Annotated in this window: 19 protein-coding genes; 6 read left to right on the plus strand and 13 right to left on the minus strand. The window is 66.6% G+C overall.

Features of this window, described 5'->3' with window-relative positions; all coding sequences use genetic code 11:
* The first annotated feature begins 19 nt into the window (after positions 1–19).
* The 5 genes from H1R19_RS05385 (at position 20) to H1R19_RS05405 (ending at position 5376) form a co-directional block, all read left to right on the plus strand.
* Entirely contained in the window at positions 20–1456 is a 1437-nt protein-coding gene (locus H1R19_RS05385; protein ID WP_244970880.1) for a tyrosine-protein kinase domain-containing protein, read from the plus strand.
* A gap of 212 nt (positions 1457–1668) precedes the next feature.
* Entirely contained in the window at positions 1669–2691 is a 1023-nt protein-coding gene (locus H1R19_RS05390) for a cellulase family glycosylhydrolase (protein WP_219850768.1), read from the plus strand.
* A gap of 80 nt (positions 2692–2771) precedes the next feature.
* Complete coding sequence (locus H1R19_RS05395) at positions 2772–3464, plus strand: SGNH/GDSL hydrolase family protein (RefSeq protein WP_219850769.1); 693 nt, start codon at positions 2772–2774, stop codon at positions 3462–3464.
* A 110-nt stretch (positions 3465–3574) separates the two neighbouring features.
* Complete coding sequence (locus H1R19_RS05400) at positions 3575–4714, plus strand: acyltransferase family protein (RefSeq protein ID WP_219850770.1); 1140 nt, start codon at positions 3575–3577, stop codon at positions 4712–4714.
* A gap of 173 nt (positions 4715–4887) precedes the next feature.
* Positions 4888–5376 carry a DapH/DapD/GlmU-related protein gene (locus H1R19_RS05405; RefSeq protein WP_219850771.1) on the plus strand — a complete coding sequence of 163 codons (489 nt, stop codon included), beginning with the start codon at positions 4888–4890 and terminating at the stop codon, positions 5374–5376.
* A 7-nt stretch (positions 5377–5383) separates the two neighbouring features.
* Here the strand turns inward: H1R19_RS05405 and H1R19_RS05410 are convergent, their stop codons facing one another.
* From H1R19_RS05410 to H1R19_RS05455, 10 genes are read right to left on the minus strand one after another with little or no spacing between them, the layout of a single operon-like run.
* Positions 5384–6265: a YveK family protein gene (locus H1R19_RS05410; protein ID WP_244970881.1), complete on the minus strand. Its 882-nt coding sequence runs from the start codon at positions 6263–6265 to the stop codon at positions 5384–5386.
* Positions 6262–7551, minus strand: a complete 1290-nt coding sequence (locus H1R19_RS05415; RefSeq protein WP_244970882.1) for an O-antigen ligase family protein — start codon at positions 7549–7551, stop codon at positions 6262–6264. The genes H1R19_RS05410 and H1R19_RS05415 overlap by 4 nt, the downstream gene beginning before the upstream one ends.
* Positions 7548–8252 carry a hypothetical protein gene (locus H1R19_RS05420; protein WP_219850773.1) on the minus strand — a complete coding sequence of 235 codons (705 nt, stop codon included), beginning with the start codon at positions 8250–8252 and terminating at the stop codon, positions 7548–7550. Before H1R19_RS05420 ends, H1R19_RS05415 begins: the two co-directional genes overlap by 4 nt.
* Positions 8252–8941, minus strand: a complete 690-nt coding sequence (locus H1R19_RS05425) for an acyltransferase (RefSeq protein ID WP_188331843.1) — start codon at positions 8939–8941, stop codon at positions 8252–8254. Before H1R19_RS05425 ends, H1R19_RS05420 begins: the two co-directional genes overlap by 1 nt.
* Positions 8938–9594: a YveK family protein gene (locus H1R19_RS05430; protein ID WP_219850774.1), complete on the minus strand. Its 657-nt coding sequence runs from the start codon at positions 9592–9594 to the stop codon at positions 8938–8940. The genes H1R19_RS05425 and H1R19_RS05430 overlap by 4 nt, the downstream gene beginning before the upstream one ends.
* Positions 9591–11687 carry a GDSL-type esterase/lipase family protein gene (locus tag H1R19_RS05435; RefSeq protein WP_219850775.1) on the minus strand — a complete coding sequence of 699 codons (2097 nt, stop codon included), beginning with the start codon at positions 11685–11687 and terminating at the stop codon, positions 9591–9593. Before H1R19_RS05435 ends, H1R19_RS05430 begins: the two co-directional genes overlap by 4 nt.
* Positions 11671–12495, minus strand: coding sequence for a glycosyltransferase (locus H1R19_RS05440; RefSeq protein WP_219850776.1), 825 nt, complete (start codon positions 12493–12495; stop codon positions 11671–11673). The genes H1R19_RS05435 and H1R19_RS05440 overlap by 17 nt, the downstream gene beginning before the upstream one ends.
* Complete coding sequence (locus H1R19_RS05445; RefSeq protein WP_244970883.1) at positions 12479–13600, minus strand: glycosyltransferase; 1122 nt, start codon at positions 13598–13600, stop codon at positions 12479–12481. Before H1R19_RS05445 ends, H1R19_RS05440 begins: the two co-directional genes overlap by 17 nt.
* Before the next feature lie 11 nt (positions 13601–13611).
* Positions 13612–14178: an LbetaH domain-containing protein gene (locus H1R19_RS05450; protein WP_219850778.1), complete on the minus strand. Its 567-nt coding sequence runs from the start codon at positions 14176–14178 to the stop codon at positions 13612–13614.
* Entirely contained in the window at positions 14175–15467 is a 1293-nt protein-coding gene (locus H1R19_RS05455; protein ID WP_244970884.1) for a glycosyltransferase family 4 protein, read from the minus strand. The genes H1R19_RS05450 and H1R19_RS05455 overlap by 4 nt, the downstream gene beginning before the upstream one ends.
* A gap of 77 nt (positions 15468–15544) precedes the next feature.
* On the opposite strand from H1R19_RS05455, the gene H1R19_RS05460 reads away from it, so the two are divergent.
* A complete protein-coding gene (locus tag H1R19_RS05460) occupies positions 15545–15976 on the plus strand; it encodes an LbetaH domain-containing protein (protein ID WP_244970885.1) in 432 nt (143 codons plus the stop codon).
* Here H1R19_RS05460 and H1R19_RS05465 read toward each other — a convergent pair.
* The 3 genes from H1R19_RS05465 to H1R19_RS05475 all read right to left on the minus strand — a co-directional run bounded on the left by H1R19_RS05465 (position 15956) and on the right by H1R19_RS05475 (position 19551).
* Positions 15956–16927 carry a GDP-L-fucose synthase family protein gene (locus H1R19_RS05465; protein ID WP_219850781.1) on the minus strand — a complete coding sequence of 324 codons (972 nt, stop codon included), beginning with the start codon at positions 16925–16927 and terminating at the stop codon, positions 15956–15958. The genes H1R19_RS05460 and H1R19_RS05465 overlap by 21 nt on opposite strands.
* Entirely contained in the window at positions 16924–17955 is a 1032-nt protein-coding gene (gene gmd / locus H1R19_RS05470; RefSeq protein WP_188331834.1) for a GDP-mannose 4,6-dehydratase, read from the minus strand. The genes H1R19_RS05465 and gmd overlap by 4 nt, the downstream gene beginning before the upstream one ends.
* A 75-nt stretch (positions 17956–18030) precedes the next feature.
* Complete coding sequence (locus H1R19_RS05475; RefSeq protein ID WP_219850782.1) at positions 18031–19551, minus strand: sugar transferase; 1521 nt, start codon at positions 19549–19551, stop codon at positions 18031–18033.
* Between the last annotated feature and the right edge of the window lie 618 nt (positions 19552–20169).

Raw genomic sequence — 20169 nt, forward strand, 5'->3', positions numbered from 1 at the left:
GCAACAGACTCTGCGTCGAGTGCGCGCTGTAGTGGTGCGCCGGTGGTGGGTGGTGGTCGCCTGCGTTGTCGTCGGTGCCCTCGTGGGGCTCGGCGCGAGCCTGCTCACCACCCCGAAGTACCAGTCCGAGGCGGTGCTGTATTCGACCTCGGCAACTGATACGAATGCGCAGAGCGCCTACCAGGGTTCGCTGGCGTCGCAGCAACGCATGGTGTCCTACGCCGAACTGGCCCAATCGGATGCCGTACTCGGTCGCGCCATCGAGGAGTCGGACCTCCCGCTGTCCATCGCCGATGCGCGCTCGCAGATCTCGGTGACCAGCAAGCCGGGGACCGTCCTGCTGACCATCGCGGCTGTCGATTCGAACAGCGACGAGGCCGCCAAGTTGGCGAACGCGGTTGCGAGCTCGATGGTCGGCTACGTGTCCTCCCTGGAGCGGCCGATCGACGGTGGTCGGCCGGTCGCCACACTGACCGTCATCACGCCCGCGTCCTCCACCAATGACATGGTGTCCCCGAACACAGCGCTGAACATCGCGCTGGGTGTCCTGGGCGGCTTGGCAATCGCAGCTCTCGCGATGCTGGCGTTCTACCGACTCGACACCCGCGTCCGCAACGAGGAGGACCTCACATCCACCGGGCTCGGACCGGTGCTCGCGACGGTGCCCACCTCCCACGAGTTGGACTCGGACCGCACAGCTGACTTCGCCGGCGGTGCATCGCCGACGGCGGAGGCATACCGGCGTCTGCGCACCAACCTGAAGTTCGTCGCGGTCGACGCTGACTGCCCGCGGATTCTGGTGACCAGCCCTGCGCCCGGCGACGGGAAGACGACGACGGCTGTCAATCTCAGCCTCGCACTGGCCGAACTCGGTCGCAGTGTCATCCTCGTCGGCGCAGACCTGCGCAAGCCGGGACTGGGGAGCCGGCTGGCGGTCGACGGCGCAATCGGCCTGACCGATTACCTGCGCGGGGATGCAGGCATTCAGGACGTCGTGCAGCCGAGTGGGTTCCGCAACCTCGACATCCTTGCTTCCGGTCCGATCCCGCCCAACGCCGGCGAACTGTTGGCATCCGAGCGAGCCGGCAAGGGATTCGACGAGCTCGCCTCACGGTACGACCACGTGATCGTGGACACCCCGCCCGTGCTCCCGGTCGCCGACGCGGTGGCCGTGGGCCAGTGGATGGACGGTGTGCTGCTCGTGGCCCGCTCGGGACGGACGACTCGCCCGCAGCTCGAGCAGGTCATGTCACAGCTCTCGTTGGCGCGCCTCAAGGTGCTCGGCTGTGTGCTCAACGACGCAGCGGTCCGGGACACCGAGTACCGCTACGCCTACTACGGTTCGGACCTCCCCAAAGCCAAGGGAGCCAGCTCGGATCACACCATCAGCGTTGACACCGCTTCACAGGGTGCACACTCCGACTCGGGAAACATGACGAGGTCGGCGCGTAAGTGATCTGTGGAGATCCCGCGGATTTACGCCTGACGGACTCTTTCTGAGCTGCGTCGGCAATGATAGGCACCATTCGCTTCCTCGCTCATCAGACGATGGCGGGGTAGCGGATGGGTTTCGATGATTCTGCGTTCCAGTCCCAGAACTGAGGGGCCGGAGGCAGGACCGCGTGGATTGATTTGGAGGACAGAGTGCGTCGTCTCGGGATCTCGATCATGACGATCGTCGGCGTGGCCCTCACCATGGTGGGCACGCCGACGACGTCGCACGCCGCGACACGTATTCCGATAGGTGTTGCCTCGGTTTCCACGCAGTATTCGGGCGCCGACTTCGAGGACGAGGCTGCGAAGATTCGAGCGACCGGAGCGAGCGCGATAAGAATCTCGGCGAAATGGAATCTCATCCAACCGTCGAATTCGACGTCATTTTCGTGGACGAGGCTCGACTCCGCGGTCAACGCCGCACGGGGCCGGGGCCTGTCGATTCTGATGAACCTCGAGGGCCCCGCTCCGGTCTGGGCGCAGAAGCCGGGTGCCAACCCGTTCGCCAATGGCAACGCTCCGGCGAATCCCGCGACGTTCGGGGAGTTCGCTCGTCAGGTGGCTCTGCGGTATTCGCCACGGGTCGCCGCGTGGGAGATATGGAATGAGCCCAACCTCTCCCATTATCTGCTCCCGCCCACCGCGGATCAGTACGTTCCGCTGCTGAAGGCGGCATTCAACGGCATCCGCGCCGCCGGTGGTCACCAGGCGGTGATCACTGGAGGGCTGTCGAGTTCACGTGCCGAGACGCGGGACACGGCATTCGTCAACGGCCTGTATGCGCTCGGGGCGAAGAACTACTTCAACGGCATAGGCGTCCACCCCTACACACTTCCGTACCCGATCACCGGAGATCCTCGCGGTGGGGATGGTGGGGGCGCGGCGGTCCTGCCTGCCGCACGGGCGACGATGGTGGCGAACGGTGACTCCGGCAAGTCGATATGGGTCACCGAGTTCGGGCAGCCGACCGGGACCACGCCGAGCTCGACCACAGAAGCCGTACAGGCGACCATCATCACCGACGCGGTCAATCGGGCCAATGCGCTCCCATGGGTAGCAGCATTCTTCATCTTCAACTCGCAGGATCTGTCGGCGAACAAGGCTGACGACAACATGAACTTCGGCCTGTACCGGTTCAACGGCTCGCCCAAGCCTGTTGTCGGCGCACTGCAGGGAGTCCTGGGGGCGCCGAGCTGATGGGTCCGGTGTCCGCCCGCCGATCAGGTTCCACCCCCGCCTCTCGAGGTCGTCTGCGATACGTCCTCATCACACTCGTGATGGTCGGATGCGCTGCGGTTGTGTCGTGCGGCAGTTCGGAGGAGCCTGCACAACCACTGAAGTCCGTTACGCGCCTGCCGGACCCGATCGACGTCGCCGCCACGGCCGGTGGTGACCTTCGAGTTCTGTATCTCGGCGATTCCATAACCAGAGGGTCCGGCGCGGCCACCTATGCGGACTCGTTCCGCGAGGTGGCGACAGCGACCATGAAGCAGGCCCTGGCCACCGACGATCATTCTGTCGCGAAAGGTGGGGCCCGACTGGCCCAAGTCGCTGCGATGGCGACGCCCGTCGTGCCTGCTGAGCTCGTGGTCATCGAATTGGGCACCAACGACCTGCTGGCGCCACCAACCCCCATTGACGAGTTCCGTCGTCAGTACCGAGATCTGATCGGCGCGGTTCGGGCGGTGAACCCCTCGGCGGCCGTGGTGTGCATGGGTGTGTGGCGGCCGCCGTCGAAGGCTGAGCCGTATGACTCGGTGATCGCCGATGAATGCGGTTCTGCTCGGTCCAGGTATCTACCGCTGAGTGATCTGTTCCAAGACACCCAACTTCGGGGGCCGGCAGGGCGTGAAGCGCTCGGCACAAACGGTGAAGGCGATGATTTTCACCCCAATGACCGAGGCCATTCTGCGATTGCGAATCGGCTCCTCGGAGTACTTCAGCTGGCCGGCAATTCGTCAGGTCCTTGAGCTATTGGGTATCGGCTTATATTTAGTCGGAGCGAAGGCATTCGGATTGCGAATCACCGTCGCCGGGTGAATAATTCGATCAACCACGAAAAGATTGTCGGGTAATCCGTATGAAGAATCGTTATGCGCATGTCGATGCACTGCGCGCGTTCGCTGTTCTCATTGTGGTGGTCGGTCATGCCGGTCTAGGGCACATCGTTCCCGGTGGATCCGGGGTGACCATCTTCTTTGCCATCTCCGGATTCATCATCACCACCGTCCTGCTCAAGGAGTGGCAGAAGACCGACGGATTCGACCTCGGCGGGTTCTACATACGGCGGATGGTGAAGTTACTTCCACCGCTGGTCGTGGTGCTGATCATCCCGACTCTGATCTACTCCATGTTCGCGCACATTGATTGGGCTGCATTCGCCGGCCAGACGTTCTTCTACTTCAACTGGATGATGCCGAACGACCCGGATGTACTGCCGGGGTCGGGGCCGGTGTGGAGTCTGTCGATCGAGGAACAGTTCTACATCGTGTTCGCACTCCTCTGGGTGTGGCTGGCAAGGAGCCGGCGTGCGGTGCCATGGCTGACCGGTGTTGCGATTGCGACGGTTGTCGGGGCCACCGTCCTACGCGTCATGCTCGCCGAGCCGGGGAATGAGGCGGTGGCCGATCGCATCTATTACGGGTCAGATACGAGGGCCGACAGTCTGGCGTGGGGCATCATTGCGGCCGTCATCCTCTACCGGTGGCAGCAGAGCGAATCGGACAGCAGATGGCGAACACTGTCGGGCACAACATGGGCACTGTTCGGCGCGGCCGCGATCTTCCTGGCCAGTGTCGGTCTGCGCGATGAGTGGTTCCAGCAGACGTTCCGGTACACGATGCAGAGCGTCGCGACATGCATCGTGATCCTCTACGGGATGTTGGCGACCAGTACCCGTGTCCACCAATGGTTCTCGAGTGTCTCCAACCTGCGGATCGTGCAAACCATCGGCCTTGCAAGTTACAGCGTCTACCTGGTCCATCTCGGCATCGTCAGGATCGTCCTGGACCACACGGAGTCTCTGCCGCTACCCGTCACCGCCGCGATCGCTGTGACGCTGGCAGTCGCTGTCGGCGTGGCGCTCTACTGGGTCGTCGAGGTCCCGGCACGAAGACAGTACGACAAGCTCCGCAACCGGCGTGCAGCGCGCGCAGACGTGCGCTCACAGGACGCGGAGTCGCCGACGGCAGCCGCCGAGAGTGCAGCGCCACGGGGGTGACGGCGGTAACCGATGCTCGTGGCCCGGCGCGGCTCTGAGTGTCGATACGCGCGGTCATGGGGTACGCGGCCACGACCGGGCGAACCCTTGTCCTGTCTCGAGCGAGTGAATCCGTCTGAACAGGGGACAGATGCGACGTAGCCCAGGACGCCCCCGTCGGTGATGATGGTCGAATGGGGGCAGACAGGGGCATGTCGGGGGTTGGACGGCGCGACGGACTCGTCAACGGGGTGGTGGCGTCATCGCTGGTGCCGCGGCGCCTTCGGTGGCGGCTCCTGAAGGTCCTGGGTCTGGACGTCGCGGCCAGCACGGTCGATCCCCAGGTCTATTTCGGCGGGCGTGATGTCTCAATCGGCGAGGGAGCCTACTTCGATGCCGTCGCGCCGATCTACGTGGGAAACGGCGTACGGATCGGGTCGGGTGTTCGAATTGTCACGGGCAGAACGGTTCTCGGTGACGTGCCCAGCCGCGACGGCGGGCACGTCACCGCAAGTCCGGTTCTGATCGGAGCGGGGGCCAGGATCGGGGCGGGAGCTGTCATCCTGCCCGGCGTCACCGTGGGTGAGGGTGCCGTGATCGCTGCCGACGCGGTGGTCGTGGAGAACTGTCTTCCGAACTCGGTGTACGCCGGAAACCCGGCTCGGTTGGTCGAGAAGTCCTGAGTGCAGTTCAGCCGTGTCGCCCCGTCCCGGCGTGGATTCCCGCGCGCCGCGTCGCCGAGTGCCGACTGACGGTGTGGCGTGCGGAGTAGGGGGCGGCTACTGGGCGGTCGGTGGGGGTGGCTTCGACTCGGCTCCTCGCTTCGCTCGTCGCCGGCTCAACCATCAGGTTGGGGCTCGTGGCGGGCTCAACCAGCAGGTTGGACCTCGTCGCCGGCTGGACCATCAGGTCGGGGTTGCGGTTGATCGTCACCTCCGCTTCATCTGTGCCCGGACCGTCGGGCTCGCTGGATTCCGCACCCGATTTGCCCCGCCGCTGCAGGAGCAGCGCAAGAACCGTGCCGAGCAGCGCACCGGCGATCGCGCCGACGGCGAGCAGCATCGGATCGATCAGCTGCTGGCGAACGGCGCCTTGGGAATTGGGGTCGACCACCACCAGCCGTAGCGCGCCCGGGCCGCCGCTCGTCGGCTCTTGCAGGTCGGTCACCATGCCGACGAGTTCCTGGGCGAGGGCGGTGGAGAGCTTCTCGGCGTCCTGCGAGGAGGCGTCCTGTACCGAGACGTCGAGGATGACGGTCTGCGGCGGCACGCTCACCGAGATCTCGGGCAGGAACTCCTGCAGCGAGATGTCCACCCCGGAGCGTTCGATGGCGCGCTGAGCCACCGTCGGGTCGGTGGCCAGCACTGCGAAGGTCTGAATGCTCGCCCGCGCGGCCTGATTGCCCTGGTAGGCCTCGAGCATGTCGGAGGTTCCGGTGGCGATGTAGGTGCGGACGGTCGCCACGTAGGTCTGGGGTTGCAGCAGCGAATACCCCATGGCGGCAACGAGCCCGAGGAGGGTGAATGCGACGACGAGCATCCATTTGCCGGCGATAGCGCTGATGACTTTCATCGGGACTCCATCTGTGTGTCGGTGAGCACCTCGTGGCGGGCCACGGGCGAAGGGGGTTGGGCCGGAGGGTGGTGGTACAGGAAATAGGGCAGCAACGCCGCGAACGGGGCGATGCCGAGGAAGTACGGCACGTAGACCGCTTCGAGCGAACTGAGAGCCAGGATCGTGCTGAAGTACGCGAGCAGGTAGGCACGCGTTGTGCCGTCGGGGATCTCGACCACCTTGACGACGGCGGCGAGAATGATCAGGCCGACGCCCCACACGCCCACGGACAAAAGGATTTCCAGCCAGCCGTTGTGCGGTGAGTAGTTGGCCTTGAACAGCAGCGAGGCACCCGACTCCACCCAGTAGGCCGGGTTGTGACCGAAGAACCACTGGTCGGGGATCTCGCGCAGCGCCTGATTCCACAGGTAGCCGCGCAGGCTGTAGTCGGCGTTGGTGTATCCGATGTACAGCGGGAACAGTGAGTAGACCGCGCTGGCCACCACCGCGAGACCCAGCAGCAGGTTCCGCAACCGCGGTGTGACCGACGGAATGGCCAGCAGCACACCGAGGAAACCCGCAACCGCGATACCGCCGAAAGCGGTCCGGCTACCGGCGAGCATGCCGATCAGCGCGACACCGCCCACCGCGGCGAGCACCCGCCACATCGCGATGCGATACACCGCGAAGGGCAGCAGTGCGGTGATCGTGATGCCGGCGAGGTTGCCGTTACCGGCGAACGGTGAGGTGAGCACCGCACCCAGGTCGGTGCACTTGTCGATCCGGCACGCACCGACCACGCGAGAAGAGTTGAACGCCACCGACATCAACAGACTCGCCGACGTCACCACCAGCGCGATACGCGCGGCGCGGGCCACGTCGTCGAGCCCGAATGACCGGTAGCGGAAGATGAACCCGACGAGCATCGCCATCGACATGCCGATGTTGATGATGCGGCCGGAGCCGTCGATCACCATCGCGGCACAGGCGTAGACCATCAGGAGCCCGAGGATCACCGCCGAGTGATCGATCCGCCAGCCATGCGTCGCAATAGCCCGCAGCGCCGCCGCCACACTCAATCCGGCAGCCGGACCGTACAGCAGAACCGCGAAGACCGGCCCGGCCGCGTCGGCCGACGCCCAGATCGCCGGTGCCGCAGCGTAGATGACGATCACCGGCCAGGCGGTGATGGAGCTCAACCAGGCGCACAGGAACGGGTCGACGCGCTGAACCCAGTCCTTGTCGCGAGCGGCGAGCACGAACAGCACCAGGGCGACGAACAGCGTCGCGACGATCACGGTCACGACACCCACAACTCCCGGAATGAGGCGGGCGCGGTCCCGGCGGAAGCCTCGTACAGCTCCCAGGTGGCCCAGCCGCCGGCGAACTCGGCGATTCGCGGGTCGGAGAACACGATCGACGTCGCATCGGGCAGGTACACCTTCGCCCGGTCACCGGCGAGTTCGATCTCGAACCGCGCGCCGTCGCGATCGAACGCCGTCTGGTAAGTGCCCTGTCCCAGAACGGTTTGGCTCGCGTCACCGGCCTCCCAGATCGCATACGACCAGCCCGCGCGCCTCGCGACGAAGTGCACCGCGGCATGCGGGGCCGGTTGAGACTCGTTCTCGGGGACCGGGGCGGCGCTGACGAGCAGCGCGATCGACGCGTCGTCGTCGCCGGTGAAACTCACCGTGGCACCGATGCGCGTCACCCGGGCGGGGGAGAGGTCGGTGGCCACATACGACGCGGCGTTGGGGCCGGTCGAGTTCCCGTGCAGCATCCGGCCATCGGAGACCCGCAACGGGTGGGTGCTGCGACCACGTTCGATGGAGACGAACCCCGGTGGCACTGCGGACGCCGTCGCATAGTCCACCTGGACCGCCGCGCCGTGCGGTGACGCCACCCTGTCGTCGACGCGTTCGGTGGACTCGACGGCGCACGCCGAGCTGAACCCGACGACGCCGGCCGCGGCCAGGGCGACGCACAGCGTGAGAAGGCGGGGCATCAGAAATCCCGGACCTCTCGCACCGGTGTTGCGTACGAGGTGCGGTACCACCATTTGCATTCGGGCAGCTCGCGACGCCACCTGGCGGGCGCGCCGGCGTAGAGTCCGGCGTCGCCGGGCGACTCATCCGACGAGGCGGTCACCACCGAACCCGCCGCGACAAGCGAGAACGCCGGAATCCGAGCGTTCTTCAGGACCAGGCACGCCGTCGCCGTGAGACTGCGCTCGCCGATGGTGATGGTGCCGATCGTGGTGCGGTTCTCGACGATGTCGATCTCATGGGACTGCAGGATGCTGCGGGTGCCGCCCACGGCGCTGTAGGGCTCCATGTCGACGCGGCCCGAACAGTCGAAGTAGTGGCGATTGGTGACCGCGGACTGCTCGGCCATCGACAGCACACCCGCGCGATCACTGAACTTCTGATACGACGGTGCGGCGGTGAACTGGTTGAGCCGGCCGATGAAGTTGTCCTTCTCCATCTGGACCGCCGCCAGCTGCCGGAAGACGTTGAACGGGGAGATCACGCAGCGGTCACCGATGTGGAAGAAGCCGCATCCCACAACGAGATTCGGCCCGATCGTGACGTCGTCGCCGACAGAGTTGCCCAGCACGCGCAGCAGCGTGTTCTTCACCCCCGACGGCGGGAGCAGCCAGACGAGCAGGCTCAGCCATTTGTTGGGTCGCTTCATCGTGTCCTCCAGATGTCAGTGGCGTGTGTGGTGAGGGGGGAGTGTGAGTGGGAGCGGCGTCGAACGAACATCACGGCGAGCAGGACCGTGGTGAGCGCTGCAAGACCGCCAAGCACCGTGGTGCGCAGCAGTGCGTTCGGGAACGTGCGGTCCACCTCGACGGGCGCGAGCACGAGCGACTCGATCGGTGACGGCGCCTCGAGTTCGGCCAGCGCCGCGGTGAACTCCCGGCCGATGCCCAGGGCAGCGGCCTCGACGACCCGTGAATCCTCGCCCCGCACCGTGAAGTCCATGATCGTAGTGTCCCGCGGCGAGGTGATCGACACCGCCGAACGCAGTTCACCGGTGGTCATCGCGATGTCGTGGGTGTCGATGACCCGGCGCAGGAAGTTCTCACTGGTCACCAGCGACGAGTACGACTCGATGCTCTTGGTGAGCAACATCGTCGGCGTCGGATCGAAGTCGCCGGGCTGGTCCAGGGCGTCACGTTCGTAGGTGAGCACCACACGCGACGTGGCCTGCACCATGCTGTTCTGAGCGGCGAACGTGGACACCGCGACCGCGACGATGAGACCCAGGCATCCGAGCACGCCGAAGACCAGCACAGGCGTCGGGACCCCGAAGCGTCGAGAAGTTCTCTGTACGAACATCATTCGCACGTCCCCTGACGGCCCAGATTCTCCAGGATCGGGGTCATGCGGTCGGCGATGATCGCGTGCCCCTCGTCGGTGGGGTGGCGCAGGTCCGATCCGACGATCGAGTGATCATGAGATGCGGAGTACCAGCCTGCGGTGATCGGATCGACAAAGGTGGCGCCGTTGCGTTTCGCCGCGCCGGCCAGAACCGCGTTCGCGTCGCGGTACTCACCGGCCACCGGCTGATCGTGAATCCAGGACAGCCCGACGATGACGACGGGGATTCGCGGGCGTGCCTTCTTGATGGCGCGGATGGTGCCGTTCACCGCGGTGCGGTACTGACGCAACGGGTGCGACAGATCATTTCCGCTGCCGACCACCACGATCGCCGAGACGTCACGCGTCAGGAGACGTTCGGCCTCGGACACGAACGTGGTGTGCCGGACACCGGCGGTGAGGTAGCCGGCACCGCCGCGTCCGGACACCCGCAGCAGCACCGGGCACGCGTTGAGACGCTCGCCGGACAACCGGGACTGGGCGATCCGCGTCCAGTTGGAGCTGCCCTTGCCGCCGTACGCCGTTCCCTCGGTGAAGCTGTCGCCGACCACCAGGATCGTGACCGACTCACCTGCGGTGTTGACGACAGGGGCGTCGGAGCCGGTGGCGGTGGGCACGACCGCGGCGGTCTCGGCGGCGACGGCCGGCTGGTCGCGCTCGCGATGCCCTCCCAGGGTCAGTACGACGGTGACCGCCACCGCGACGACCGCGAGGAGCAGAAGAACCTTCTCCCCGTGCTTTCGGATGGCGTGCTGCCGGTTGGGGGGTGTCGGATCGGAGGGTGGCAGAGCGGTGGGTGTCAGAGCGGGGGGCGTCGGGTAGGAGCGTGTCACGGTTCCACGTGTGCGGCTGTCGGAGAGCATGGTTGCGAGGACGAGCAACTGGCCGGCGATCGGGATCAGCCAGATGATGTCGAGACGGTCGAGGTGTCCGGCCAGGGCCAGCAGGGCGAGTGTCGCCGACCCGCCGGCGACGATGGCGGTGGTCACGATGTTCGGGCGCCCCACGGCGATGTACTTCGCGCTGATCGCCTGCGAGATCGACGAGATCCCCGCGGCGACGATCATGCCGACCAGCATCGGCTGCGCCGGAGCGTATTTGGTTCCGATGATCTGGAGGATCACCCATGAGATCGGCCACGCCGCGAGTACGACGAGGACGCAGTAGGCGATGATGCCGTTGCGGTAGCGACGGTAGATCCGGGAGAAGGTCGACCCGTCGTCGACGTTGTCGGACAGCTCGGGGACCACCACGGTGGACATCGCCGCCGACAACAGCGTGAGCGGACCGGTGACCCGGGTGGCCATCGCGAAGTAGCCGACGGTCAGCGGGGGCGCGAACAAGGCCAGCGCCGAAACCTGCAGTTGCGACAGCACTCCGGACACCGACAGCGCCCAGAACGGTGCGGTGGGCCGCTCGGACCGGTCGTCGAACGCGGTGATCGCGTGGTGCAGGACGCGGAGTCCGGCGGAGACGGCGGGTACCAGGAGGGCGACGGCCGCGGTGACCCCGAAGATGCAGATGAGCGAGGAGGCGTCGATGCCGCGACCGTCGGCGACGAGGGCGCCCCACGCGATCAGCGGCAGAGCCCGTTGCGCGACGACGAGACAGCTTGCGGCGGTGTGCGCCCGGATGCCCGCCAGGAAGTTCTGGGCGAAGTTCCCGACGGTGTCGGAGTACGCGAACACCCCGCCGGCGACCACGATCGCGGGTGGCTCCCAGTACAGCAACCCTCCGGCGGCGATCAGGAACACGGCCGAGACCGATACGGAATGAACCACATACAGCCGCGCGGCAGCCGCGGAACCGCCCGCCGCGCTGACCCGCATGACCTGGACCGGCGCGCCGAACCCGGCGGCGAGTCCGATGACCATCCCCACCGTGTAGGCGAGGATGTACTGGCCGAAGGAGTCGACGGTCAGCTGGCGCGCGAGGAGCAGCAGGAAGATCCCGAGCATGGCCGAGCTCGCCACCCTGGCGAGAATTCGCCGGGCGGCGTCACCGGCCAGTCCGGATCGGGTGCTGTCCCGACGCTGCTCAACGGTGGAGGACACCGCGCAACCTTCGATACGTGGGTGTCAGGCGAATACGGAAGACGAGGAACGACAACGCTTGTTCGGCGGTGCCGAAGACGCCCAGGGCGCGTTCGGTGACCGACCCGGCGTACCGCATCCGCAGCCGGAACGATTCGCTCAGAAACGTCCGCCACAGGTTCGCCGACTTCGACGCGTCGTGGAAGCGCAGCGCACCGATCGGCACCGGGATCGCGCTCTGCCGCGGCACAGCCTCGGCGATCCGGAACTGCAGCGAGTAGTCCATCGTGCAGTGCAGTTCGGTCTCGAAACCGCCGAGTTCGGTGAGGAAGTCGCGACGGAGGATCACCGAACCGGAGAACGACGCACAGGTGGAGCGCCGCAACAGGGTTCGCGTCTCGATGGGGCGTCCGCGTAACGTGCCCGCCACGTCGCCGTCGGCGCGCAGCAGCTGATGATCACCGGTCAGGACCCACGCGTCGGTGTTCTCGCGCAACGCCGCACGGACGGCGGGCAGTGCGCCGTCGAGGAGGATGTCGTCGGCGTTGAGCCAGATGACCCACTGCCCCGTGGCCCGTGCGAGCGCACGGTTGAGGGCGTCGGACTGGCCGCCGTCCTCTTCGATCACGGCCGTGATCCGCGGGTCCTCGTTGACGAGCGCAGCCAGGACGTCCTGGGTGCCGTCGGTCGAGCACGCGTCCTGCACGATGATCTCGTCGCCGGCACCCATCTGGTGAAGCGCCGACCGGATGGCGTGCTCGAAGTACCGGCCCGGATTGAACGACGGTACGAGGATCGAGAAGGTCACGGTGTCAAGAAGCTGTGGCATAACGCTTCTCCAGTTCTTCTGCGATCGACGCGATTCCCCAGTGCTGTTCGACGGCACGTCGTCCGCGTCGCCCCATGTCGCGTGCGCGCCGGGGATCGGCGAGAAGCGTGGTGAGTGCGGTGATCAGGCTCCCGACCGTGTCGTCGACGACGAGCCCCGCGTCGGCGTCTGCGACGAGCCCGGCGAATCCGCAGGTGTCGGTGACGATCACCGGCAGACCTGCGGCCATCGCCTCGAGGACCGACATGGGCAGCGGCTCGTGCACCGACGGAAGAACATAGACCGTGGCGCGGGCGAGCCTGCCGGGGACGTCGCTCGCCGGGATGGCGGGCATCCGGGTGATCCGGCCCGCGACGTCGGCGTCGACGGTGGTGCCGAAGTACCCGAGGATCTCGTCGAGTGCGGCACCGTCACCCTCGTCGGGTCCGATGATGGTGAACCGGGCGTCGAACAGCGGTGCAAGTGCGATGGCGGCGCGCGCGAAGGTGAGAGCTCGTTTCCGGGGATGCAGCCGGGCCAGGAACAGCACCTCGGGGAGATCGTCGCTCGCGGTGACCTGCCCGGTGCGTTCGGGTAGCGGTACCCCGTTCCCCAGGTGGGCATACTGGGCGCCGCGGCCGATCGCAGACCGGAGCTTGGTCAGCTCGGCGTCGTTGAGATAGAAGGCGGTGTGCGCGTTGCGGACCGCGGGAATGGTGAGGGTCCGGTCGATCGCCTGGTAGGGGAGGGCAGGTCGCGGGTTGATCATCCCGTGCGTCTGGACGTGTGTCGGTATGTCGCGCCGCGACAGCAACAGTGCGGCGGGCAGGGTCACGAAGTCACGGCTCAGGTGGATGTGGGCGACGTCGAACTCCGCGGCGTGCGACCAGATCCACCGGAACATGGTCGGTGAGACGATGCGCGAGAAGCTGGGTCCGGCGCCGAGGGTCCGGGTGGTGAAGGTCAGGATGCGAACACCGGACACGTTCGGCGCCATCGCCGGGCCGTCGAACGACCCGGCGATGAGCGTCACGTCGTGTCCGCGTTCGGCCAGCGCGCGACACTGGTTGACCGCGACGGTCGCCGGGCCGCCGAACTCCCCGGCCCGCGACAGAAGTGTCAGCACCTGCAGAATCCTCACGCGGCACCACTCCGGGTGGCGCGGGTGGACGGGATGACCACAGCGCCCGACGGCACCTCGGAATCAGCTTTCAGCACCACGCCTTTGAGCACGGTGACTCCCTCGCCGAGGCGGCACCGGTCTTCGACGACCACGGCCTGGCTGGTGCGGGTGAACGTCGGCGACTTGTGATCGTGCCCGCCCGAACAGATGACGGTGCGTGCGCCGAGCAGGCAATCGGCACCCACCGACACCGGCTCCGGGTTGACGATCCACACCCCGTCGGCGACGTGTACCCGCTCACCGAGGTCGAGTTTCCACGGGTAATGCACCCGGAACGAACGGTGGATGTCGCACCCGGCACCGACCCCGGCGCCGAACATCCGCAGCAGCGCGCTGCGGAAACGTTTGCCTCCCAGCCCACTACGGAAGATCGGGCCCATCCCCAGCCAGGTGATCAGCCAGATCCGGTTGCGTCCGCGGTCGGACTTGTCGACCACGTAGTCGCGCAGCCGCCGTGGCTCGACGTCGGAGGTGATCTCCGCGCGCGCCGTCGTGGTGGTCGGGATGTTCATGACGGTCATGACGTCACCCGCGCATGCTGGGCCAGCTTGTGCAGCCACATCTCGAAGCGTTCGACGGCCGCGTCGGCGCCGAGGACCTCGTGCGAGTAGGCGACGCCCGCCGCTCCCATCGCGCGAGCGGCGGCGGTGTCGGTGGCGACGCGGGTGATGGCGGCGACCAGTGCCGACGGATCACCGGCGGGCACGACGACCCCGGCGCCGGACCGGCGGACCTCACCGGCGGTGATGCCGTCGTCGGCGACCGCGGCCACCACCGGCAGGCCGTAGCTGAAGTAGGTGGTGAGCTTGCTCGGCAACGACATCTCCACCACGCCGGGCTTCTCGTTGACCACCAGCACATCCGCGGCCGACAGCATCAGGTGGAACTCGTGGTCGGGCAGTGAGTCGACAAAGGTGATGGCCGCACAGTCCCCGGCCCGCTCCTCCAGTTGCCGACGCTGATTTCCGTTGCCCAGCAGGTAGATGTGCAGCTTCTGCGCCGACGATCCACCCCGGGCGCCGGCGACTTTCGCGGCGTCGACGAGGTTCTCCAGACCCTGCTTGAGACCCATGTTGCCCGCGTGGACCGCCACGATCGCGTCGGCGGGGATGCCGAGCTGTTCGCGCGCGGAGTCGCGGTCGATCCGCGGCGGATGGACCACCTGCGTCCAGTTGCGCACATGCGTCACCACGTCGGGATTCACCCCGAGACGGTCGACGATGATCTCGCCGAAGCGCGGATGCACGACGGCGACCTCGTCGGCCGCACACAGCGCGAACCTCTCCAGCCTGCCGACCAGCGTGCGACTCACCGACCCGCCGGAGGCGGCTTCGCTGACCGCCTGGCTGTACAGGTCGTGCACCCACACACCCATCGGCGACAGACGGCGGCGGCCCACCTTGCGGCGCATCATCACCATCGCCGACGCGATGAGCGGCGGGCTGGCCATGACGGTGACGGCCTCCGGCCGCAGGTGAGCGGCGATGGCCCGCATACCGAATTCGAGTTCCATCCGCGACCGCGGAATCATCGCCGCACCTGCGGGAATGCTGTGCGGCACCCGCACGACGATCACACCGTGATCGACGACGGTCGAGGTGTAGTCCGACATCTCGCCGTCGAGATGCCACTGCGGATAGTGCGGGTACCCGGTGATGACCCGGACGCTCCACCCACGGGCCGCGAGCCGGCGCGTGATGTCGGTGACGTAGGGCGCGATTCCGGTGACCTCGGGGGCGTAGTTGATGGCGATGAAGTCCACGCACCGGCGGCGGGACGGCCCGAGCCGGGGCCCGGCGACATCGCTCACCGGCCCGAGCGGCCGGACGGTTGGATAGGATGGCGAACGTGTTAGCTCAGTTGTCATCGCTGGCTTGGCCTTTCGTGATGCGCGCGATCCGGCTGGTCTTTGTGCCGAATGCGGTGCGGCTGGCGGTACTTCGAGCGTGGGGTGCACAGATCGAGCGGGGCGTTCTGATGAGGCCCCGGGTGACGGTGACCTGGCCCGGCCGGCTCGTGATCGGCGCGGACTCGTGGATCGGTGAAGCGGTGACGCTCGACAACGCGGGGCCGATACGGATCGGTGCCGACGTCGTCGTGTCCCAGTCGGCGACACTGCGCTCGCCGGCCGGGACCGGTGAGCTCGTCGTCGACGACGGAGCGTGGATCACGTTGCGGGCCACAGTTACCGGTCCCGTCACCATCGGGCGAGGGGCGGTCGTCGGCGCCGCCGCGGAGGTTCGCGGCGACGTCGCCCCGCGCACGGTGGTGGTCAGTACGACGGTCATCCCGGACGCCTCAGACCCGGACAACATCTGACGCCTCCCGGTACCACTGGACAACCTGCGCGACGCCCTCCTCGAGGGCGATGGTGGGTCGCCAGCCGAGTTCACGAATGGTGCTGACATCGAGCAGTTTCCGTGGCGTGCCGTCGGGTTTGCTGTGGTCCCAGTGCACCTCGCCGTCGTAGCCCACGGAGTCGGCGACGATGGCCGCGATCTCGGCGATCGTGTGGTCGACGCCGGTTCCGATGTTGACCTGTTGCGGGCCGTCGTAGTGCTCGAGGAGGACCATGCAGGCCTCCGCCATGTCGTCGGCGTGCAGGAGTTCGCGTCGCGGAGTGCCGGTGCCCCAGTTGGTCACGCTCGGCGCGGCCCCCCGGCGCGCCGATTCGTAGCGTCGGATCATCGCCGGCAACAGGTGACCGGTGTCGTCGGAGAAGTTGTCGGCGGGCCCGTAGAGGTTGGTCGGCATCGCCGAGATCCACGGCAACCCGTGCTGCCGGCGCGTGGCCTGGACCTGCATGATGCCCGCGATCTTGGCGATGGCGTAGGCATCGTTGGTCGACTCCAGCGGGCCGGTGAGCAGCGAGTCTTCGCGGATCGGCTGTTCGGCGAACTTGGGGTAGATGCACGACGACCCGAGGAACAGCAGACGCTGGACGCCGTGCGCGGCAGCGGCGTCGAGCACGTTGACCTGAATCCGCAGGTTCTCCGACAGGAAGTCCAGCGGCCAGGTGTTGTTCGCGGCGATCCCGCCGACCTTCGCGGCGGCGAGGATCACGATGTCGGGCTGTGCCTCGGCGAAGAACGCGAAGGTGCTGTGCCGATCGCGGAGGTCGAGATGACGGCTCGTCCGGCCGACAACGTCGTGGATCCCGCGGCGTTGCAGCGCGCGTACCAGCGCGGAACCGGCGAGACCGCGATGCCCGGCGACGTACACGGTCGACGACCGCCCGAGTGTTCCCTGCCCCCAACGCGATTCGGTCATGACGCGCGGCTCCAGGTGACCAGGCGTGGTGTGTCGATCCATTCGGTGCCCTCGCACTGGAGGGCGGCGATGTCGGCGTCGACCATGATGCGGGCGAGTTCGGGTGCCCGGACCCCGGCCCGCCACCCCAGCTCCAGTTCGGCCTTCGACGCATCGCCGATCAGCGAGTCGACCTCGGTGGGGCGCAGGTAACGCTCGTCGAAGGAGACGTGATCGTGCCAGTCCAGACCGGCGTGATCGAAGGCGTGCTCGAGGAAGTCGCGGACGGTGAACGGCACGCCGGTGGCGAGCACATAGTCCTGCGGCTCGTCGGCCTGCAGCATCCGCCACATGCCTTCGACGTACTCGGGGGCGTAACCCCAGTCGCGCACGGCGTCGAGGTTGCCCATGTAGAGGTCCTTCTGGACCCCGGCCTTGATGCGAGCCACCGCACGAGTGATCTTGCGGGTCACGAATGTTTCACCGCGACGGGGTGATTCGTGATTGAAGAGGATGCCGTTGACCGCGAACAGTCCGTAGGCCTCGCGGTAGTTGCGGGTCACCCAGTAGGAGTAGACCTTCGCCGCACCGTAGGGCGAGCGCGGGTAGAACAGGGTGTCCTCGTTCTGCGGCGGCGGTGACGCGCCGAACATCTCCGAGCTCGACGCCTGGTAGAACCGGCAGTTGAGGCCGGCCTGACGCACGGCCTCCAGCAGGCGGACCGACCCGATGCCGGTGGTGTCACCGGTGTGTTCGGGCTCGTCGAAGCTGACCCGCACATGCGACTGGGCGGCCAGGTTGTAGACCTCGTCCGGGCCGATCGACGCCAGTAGCGTGACCAGGCGAGCGCCGTCGCTGAGGTCGCCGTAGTGCAGGAACAGCCGGGCGAACGGGTCGTGCGGGTCCTGGTAGAGGTGATCGATCCGTCCGGTGTTGAACGACGACGACCGGCGGATCAGGCCGTGCACTTCATAACCCTTGGACAGCAGCAGTTCGGCGAGGTAGGAGCCGTCCTGACCGGTGATCCCGGTGATCAAAGCCTTCTTCATGTTCGTATCTCCGTTGATGTCAGAGCAGGTCCGGCGGTCTCGCCGGGAAGGTCGGGGACGTGCGCCGGTGGGGCTTCAATAGGCGCCCCGGCGGGAGGCCACGGCGCTGGCGGTGCGCCACAGAATTCCCAGATCGCCTGTCAAGGACCAGTTCTCGACGTAGGAGAGGTCGAGCCGGACCGAATCGTCCCAGGAGAGGTCGCTGCGTCCGGAAACCTGCCAGGGCCCGGTCATCCCGGGGCGGACCAGCATCCGGCGGCGGACGACGCGGTCGTAGGATTCCACCTCCGCGCGCAGTGGCGGCCTCGGACCGACCAGGCTCATCGTGCCGCCCAGGACGTTGAAGAGCTGGGGCAGTTCGTCGAGGCTGTAGCGCCGGATGACGCGTCCGACGCGGGTCACACGAGGGTCGGTGTGCAGCTTGAACAGGACGCCGTTGCCCTGGTCGAGATGGGTGAGGCCCGCGCGCAGGGTGTCCGCGTCGACCACCATGGAGCGGAACTTCCACATGGTGAACGGCTCGTTGTTGGGTCCCATGCGTTCGGCGCGGTAGAACACCGGCCCCCGGCTGTCGATCTTGATCGCCAGCGCGCACACCATCAGGACCGGTGAAAGCACCAGCAGTGCAATGGTGGTGGCGATCTTGTCGAAGGTCAGCTTCAGGAACTTGTTGGCGCCCTTGTACTTGGGCTTGTCGATGTGCAGGAGGGGCAGACCCGCCTCCGGCCGCATGGTGATCCGCGGGCCGGCGACGTCGATGAGGCCCGGGGCCACCAGCATGTCGACGTCACAGCTCTCGAGTTCCCAGGAGAGTTCGCGCATCGCCCGGTGGCCGAGCGCGTCGGCGGAGGTGACCGCCACGGTGTTGGCGCCGCAGGTGCGCACGAGTTCGGGGGCGCGGTCATACCCGGCGAAGACCGGGACGTCGGCGGTTGAGCCGTCGGTGCTCTGGCCGCCGAAGGCCGGCAGCGGGGTGAGGGTCGGGGGATCGGTGAGGCACACCCCGACGACCCGATAACCCAGTGCCGGGTTCTTGTTCAGACGCTCGATGAGGGCTTTCGCCGATGCCCTCGAGCCCACGACCAGCACAGATCGCAGGAACAGGCCCCGCTCGCGGCCCGTGGTCAGGTGACGGCGCCAGGCCCAGCGGCCGGCGATGAGCATCAGTGTGCCGGCCGGCAGGATGATCGCGATGAATCCGCGGGCGATGGCGAGGTTGAGAACCAGATCGACCATCGCCCATGCGCCGAAGAAGCCGAAACAGGCGGTCAGCACGCGGTGATACTCGACCGGTCCGGCGCCGAGGATGCGCGGATCGGCAGCCTGCACGATCCGCAGCGCAGCCTGCCATCCGACGATGAGTGTGGCCGTGACCAGCAGCGCGGGAATGCCGTCGTGCCCGATGGGACGCATCAGATCTCCGCCGAACCGGATGAACTGTCCGGCGAGCACGGCGATCGAAATGACGGCGAAATCGGTCCAGGACACCTGCCTTGCATATTGCGTGAGCCACCCCTGCGACGTCGACGGCATCTGGGCCGGAACACTCTCCGCGCCGATGAAAGCGCGTGTGACCCGATCGATTGGAAAGCTCATGTACTCCCCCCTGAGTAGATCCAAGAGGGACGGTTCCGCGAGTGTCTTTGGTTCCTGCCCCCTTGGCAATTGGGACAGTACAGATGATTTCGCCGCATTTACACACACGTATAGACCTGTTGGATCGGCGGGACTACAGGCGATTGTTGGTGGCGGCGGCCTCCTACTCATGAATGGCTCGGTTGAACACCTGAGTGTTTTCCTGCCAGATCGGTCAAATGCCATTGAGGGCCGAAAAGCGCTGTATCCGACGATTGTTGTGAGTTCTTCCGTAAAGCCGGACGGTCGTGTAAGTCGCCTGAATTAGACAACGTGCGATGTCATGCATACCCGCTGGTGGCAGCCCTTTTCGCTGTGAGCTGCGGCGATGGTGGGCGAATGTGGCCCGGGGGTGCGATCAGGTCGGCGTGGCCAGGTCGTAATCCTCGCTTAGGGGTTGCGGGTTGACAATCTCTGCTTGTTGATGGCCGTTTTGTCTACTGACCACTTTATGTTGTCGGTCGATGAAACACGGTTCGACGACTCCGCTTCTGTGCCTTGGGTATGCGCTCCAAAAGGCGAACAATTGGCGTGAAGTGGTTCGTCGGACCGTCGTGAATGATGCGTTCGAGCCCGGCG

Source organism: Gordonia jinghuaiqii (assembly GCF_014041935.1).
Lineage (GTDB): Bacteria > Actinomycetota > Actinomycetes > Mycobacteriales > Mycobacteriaceae > Gordonia > Gordonia jinghuaiqii.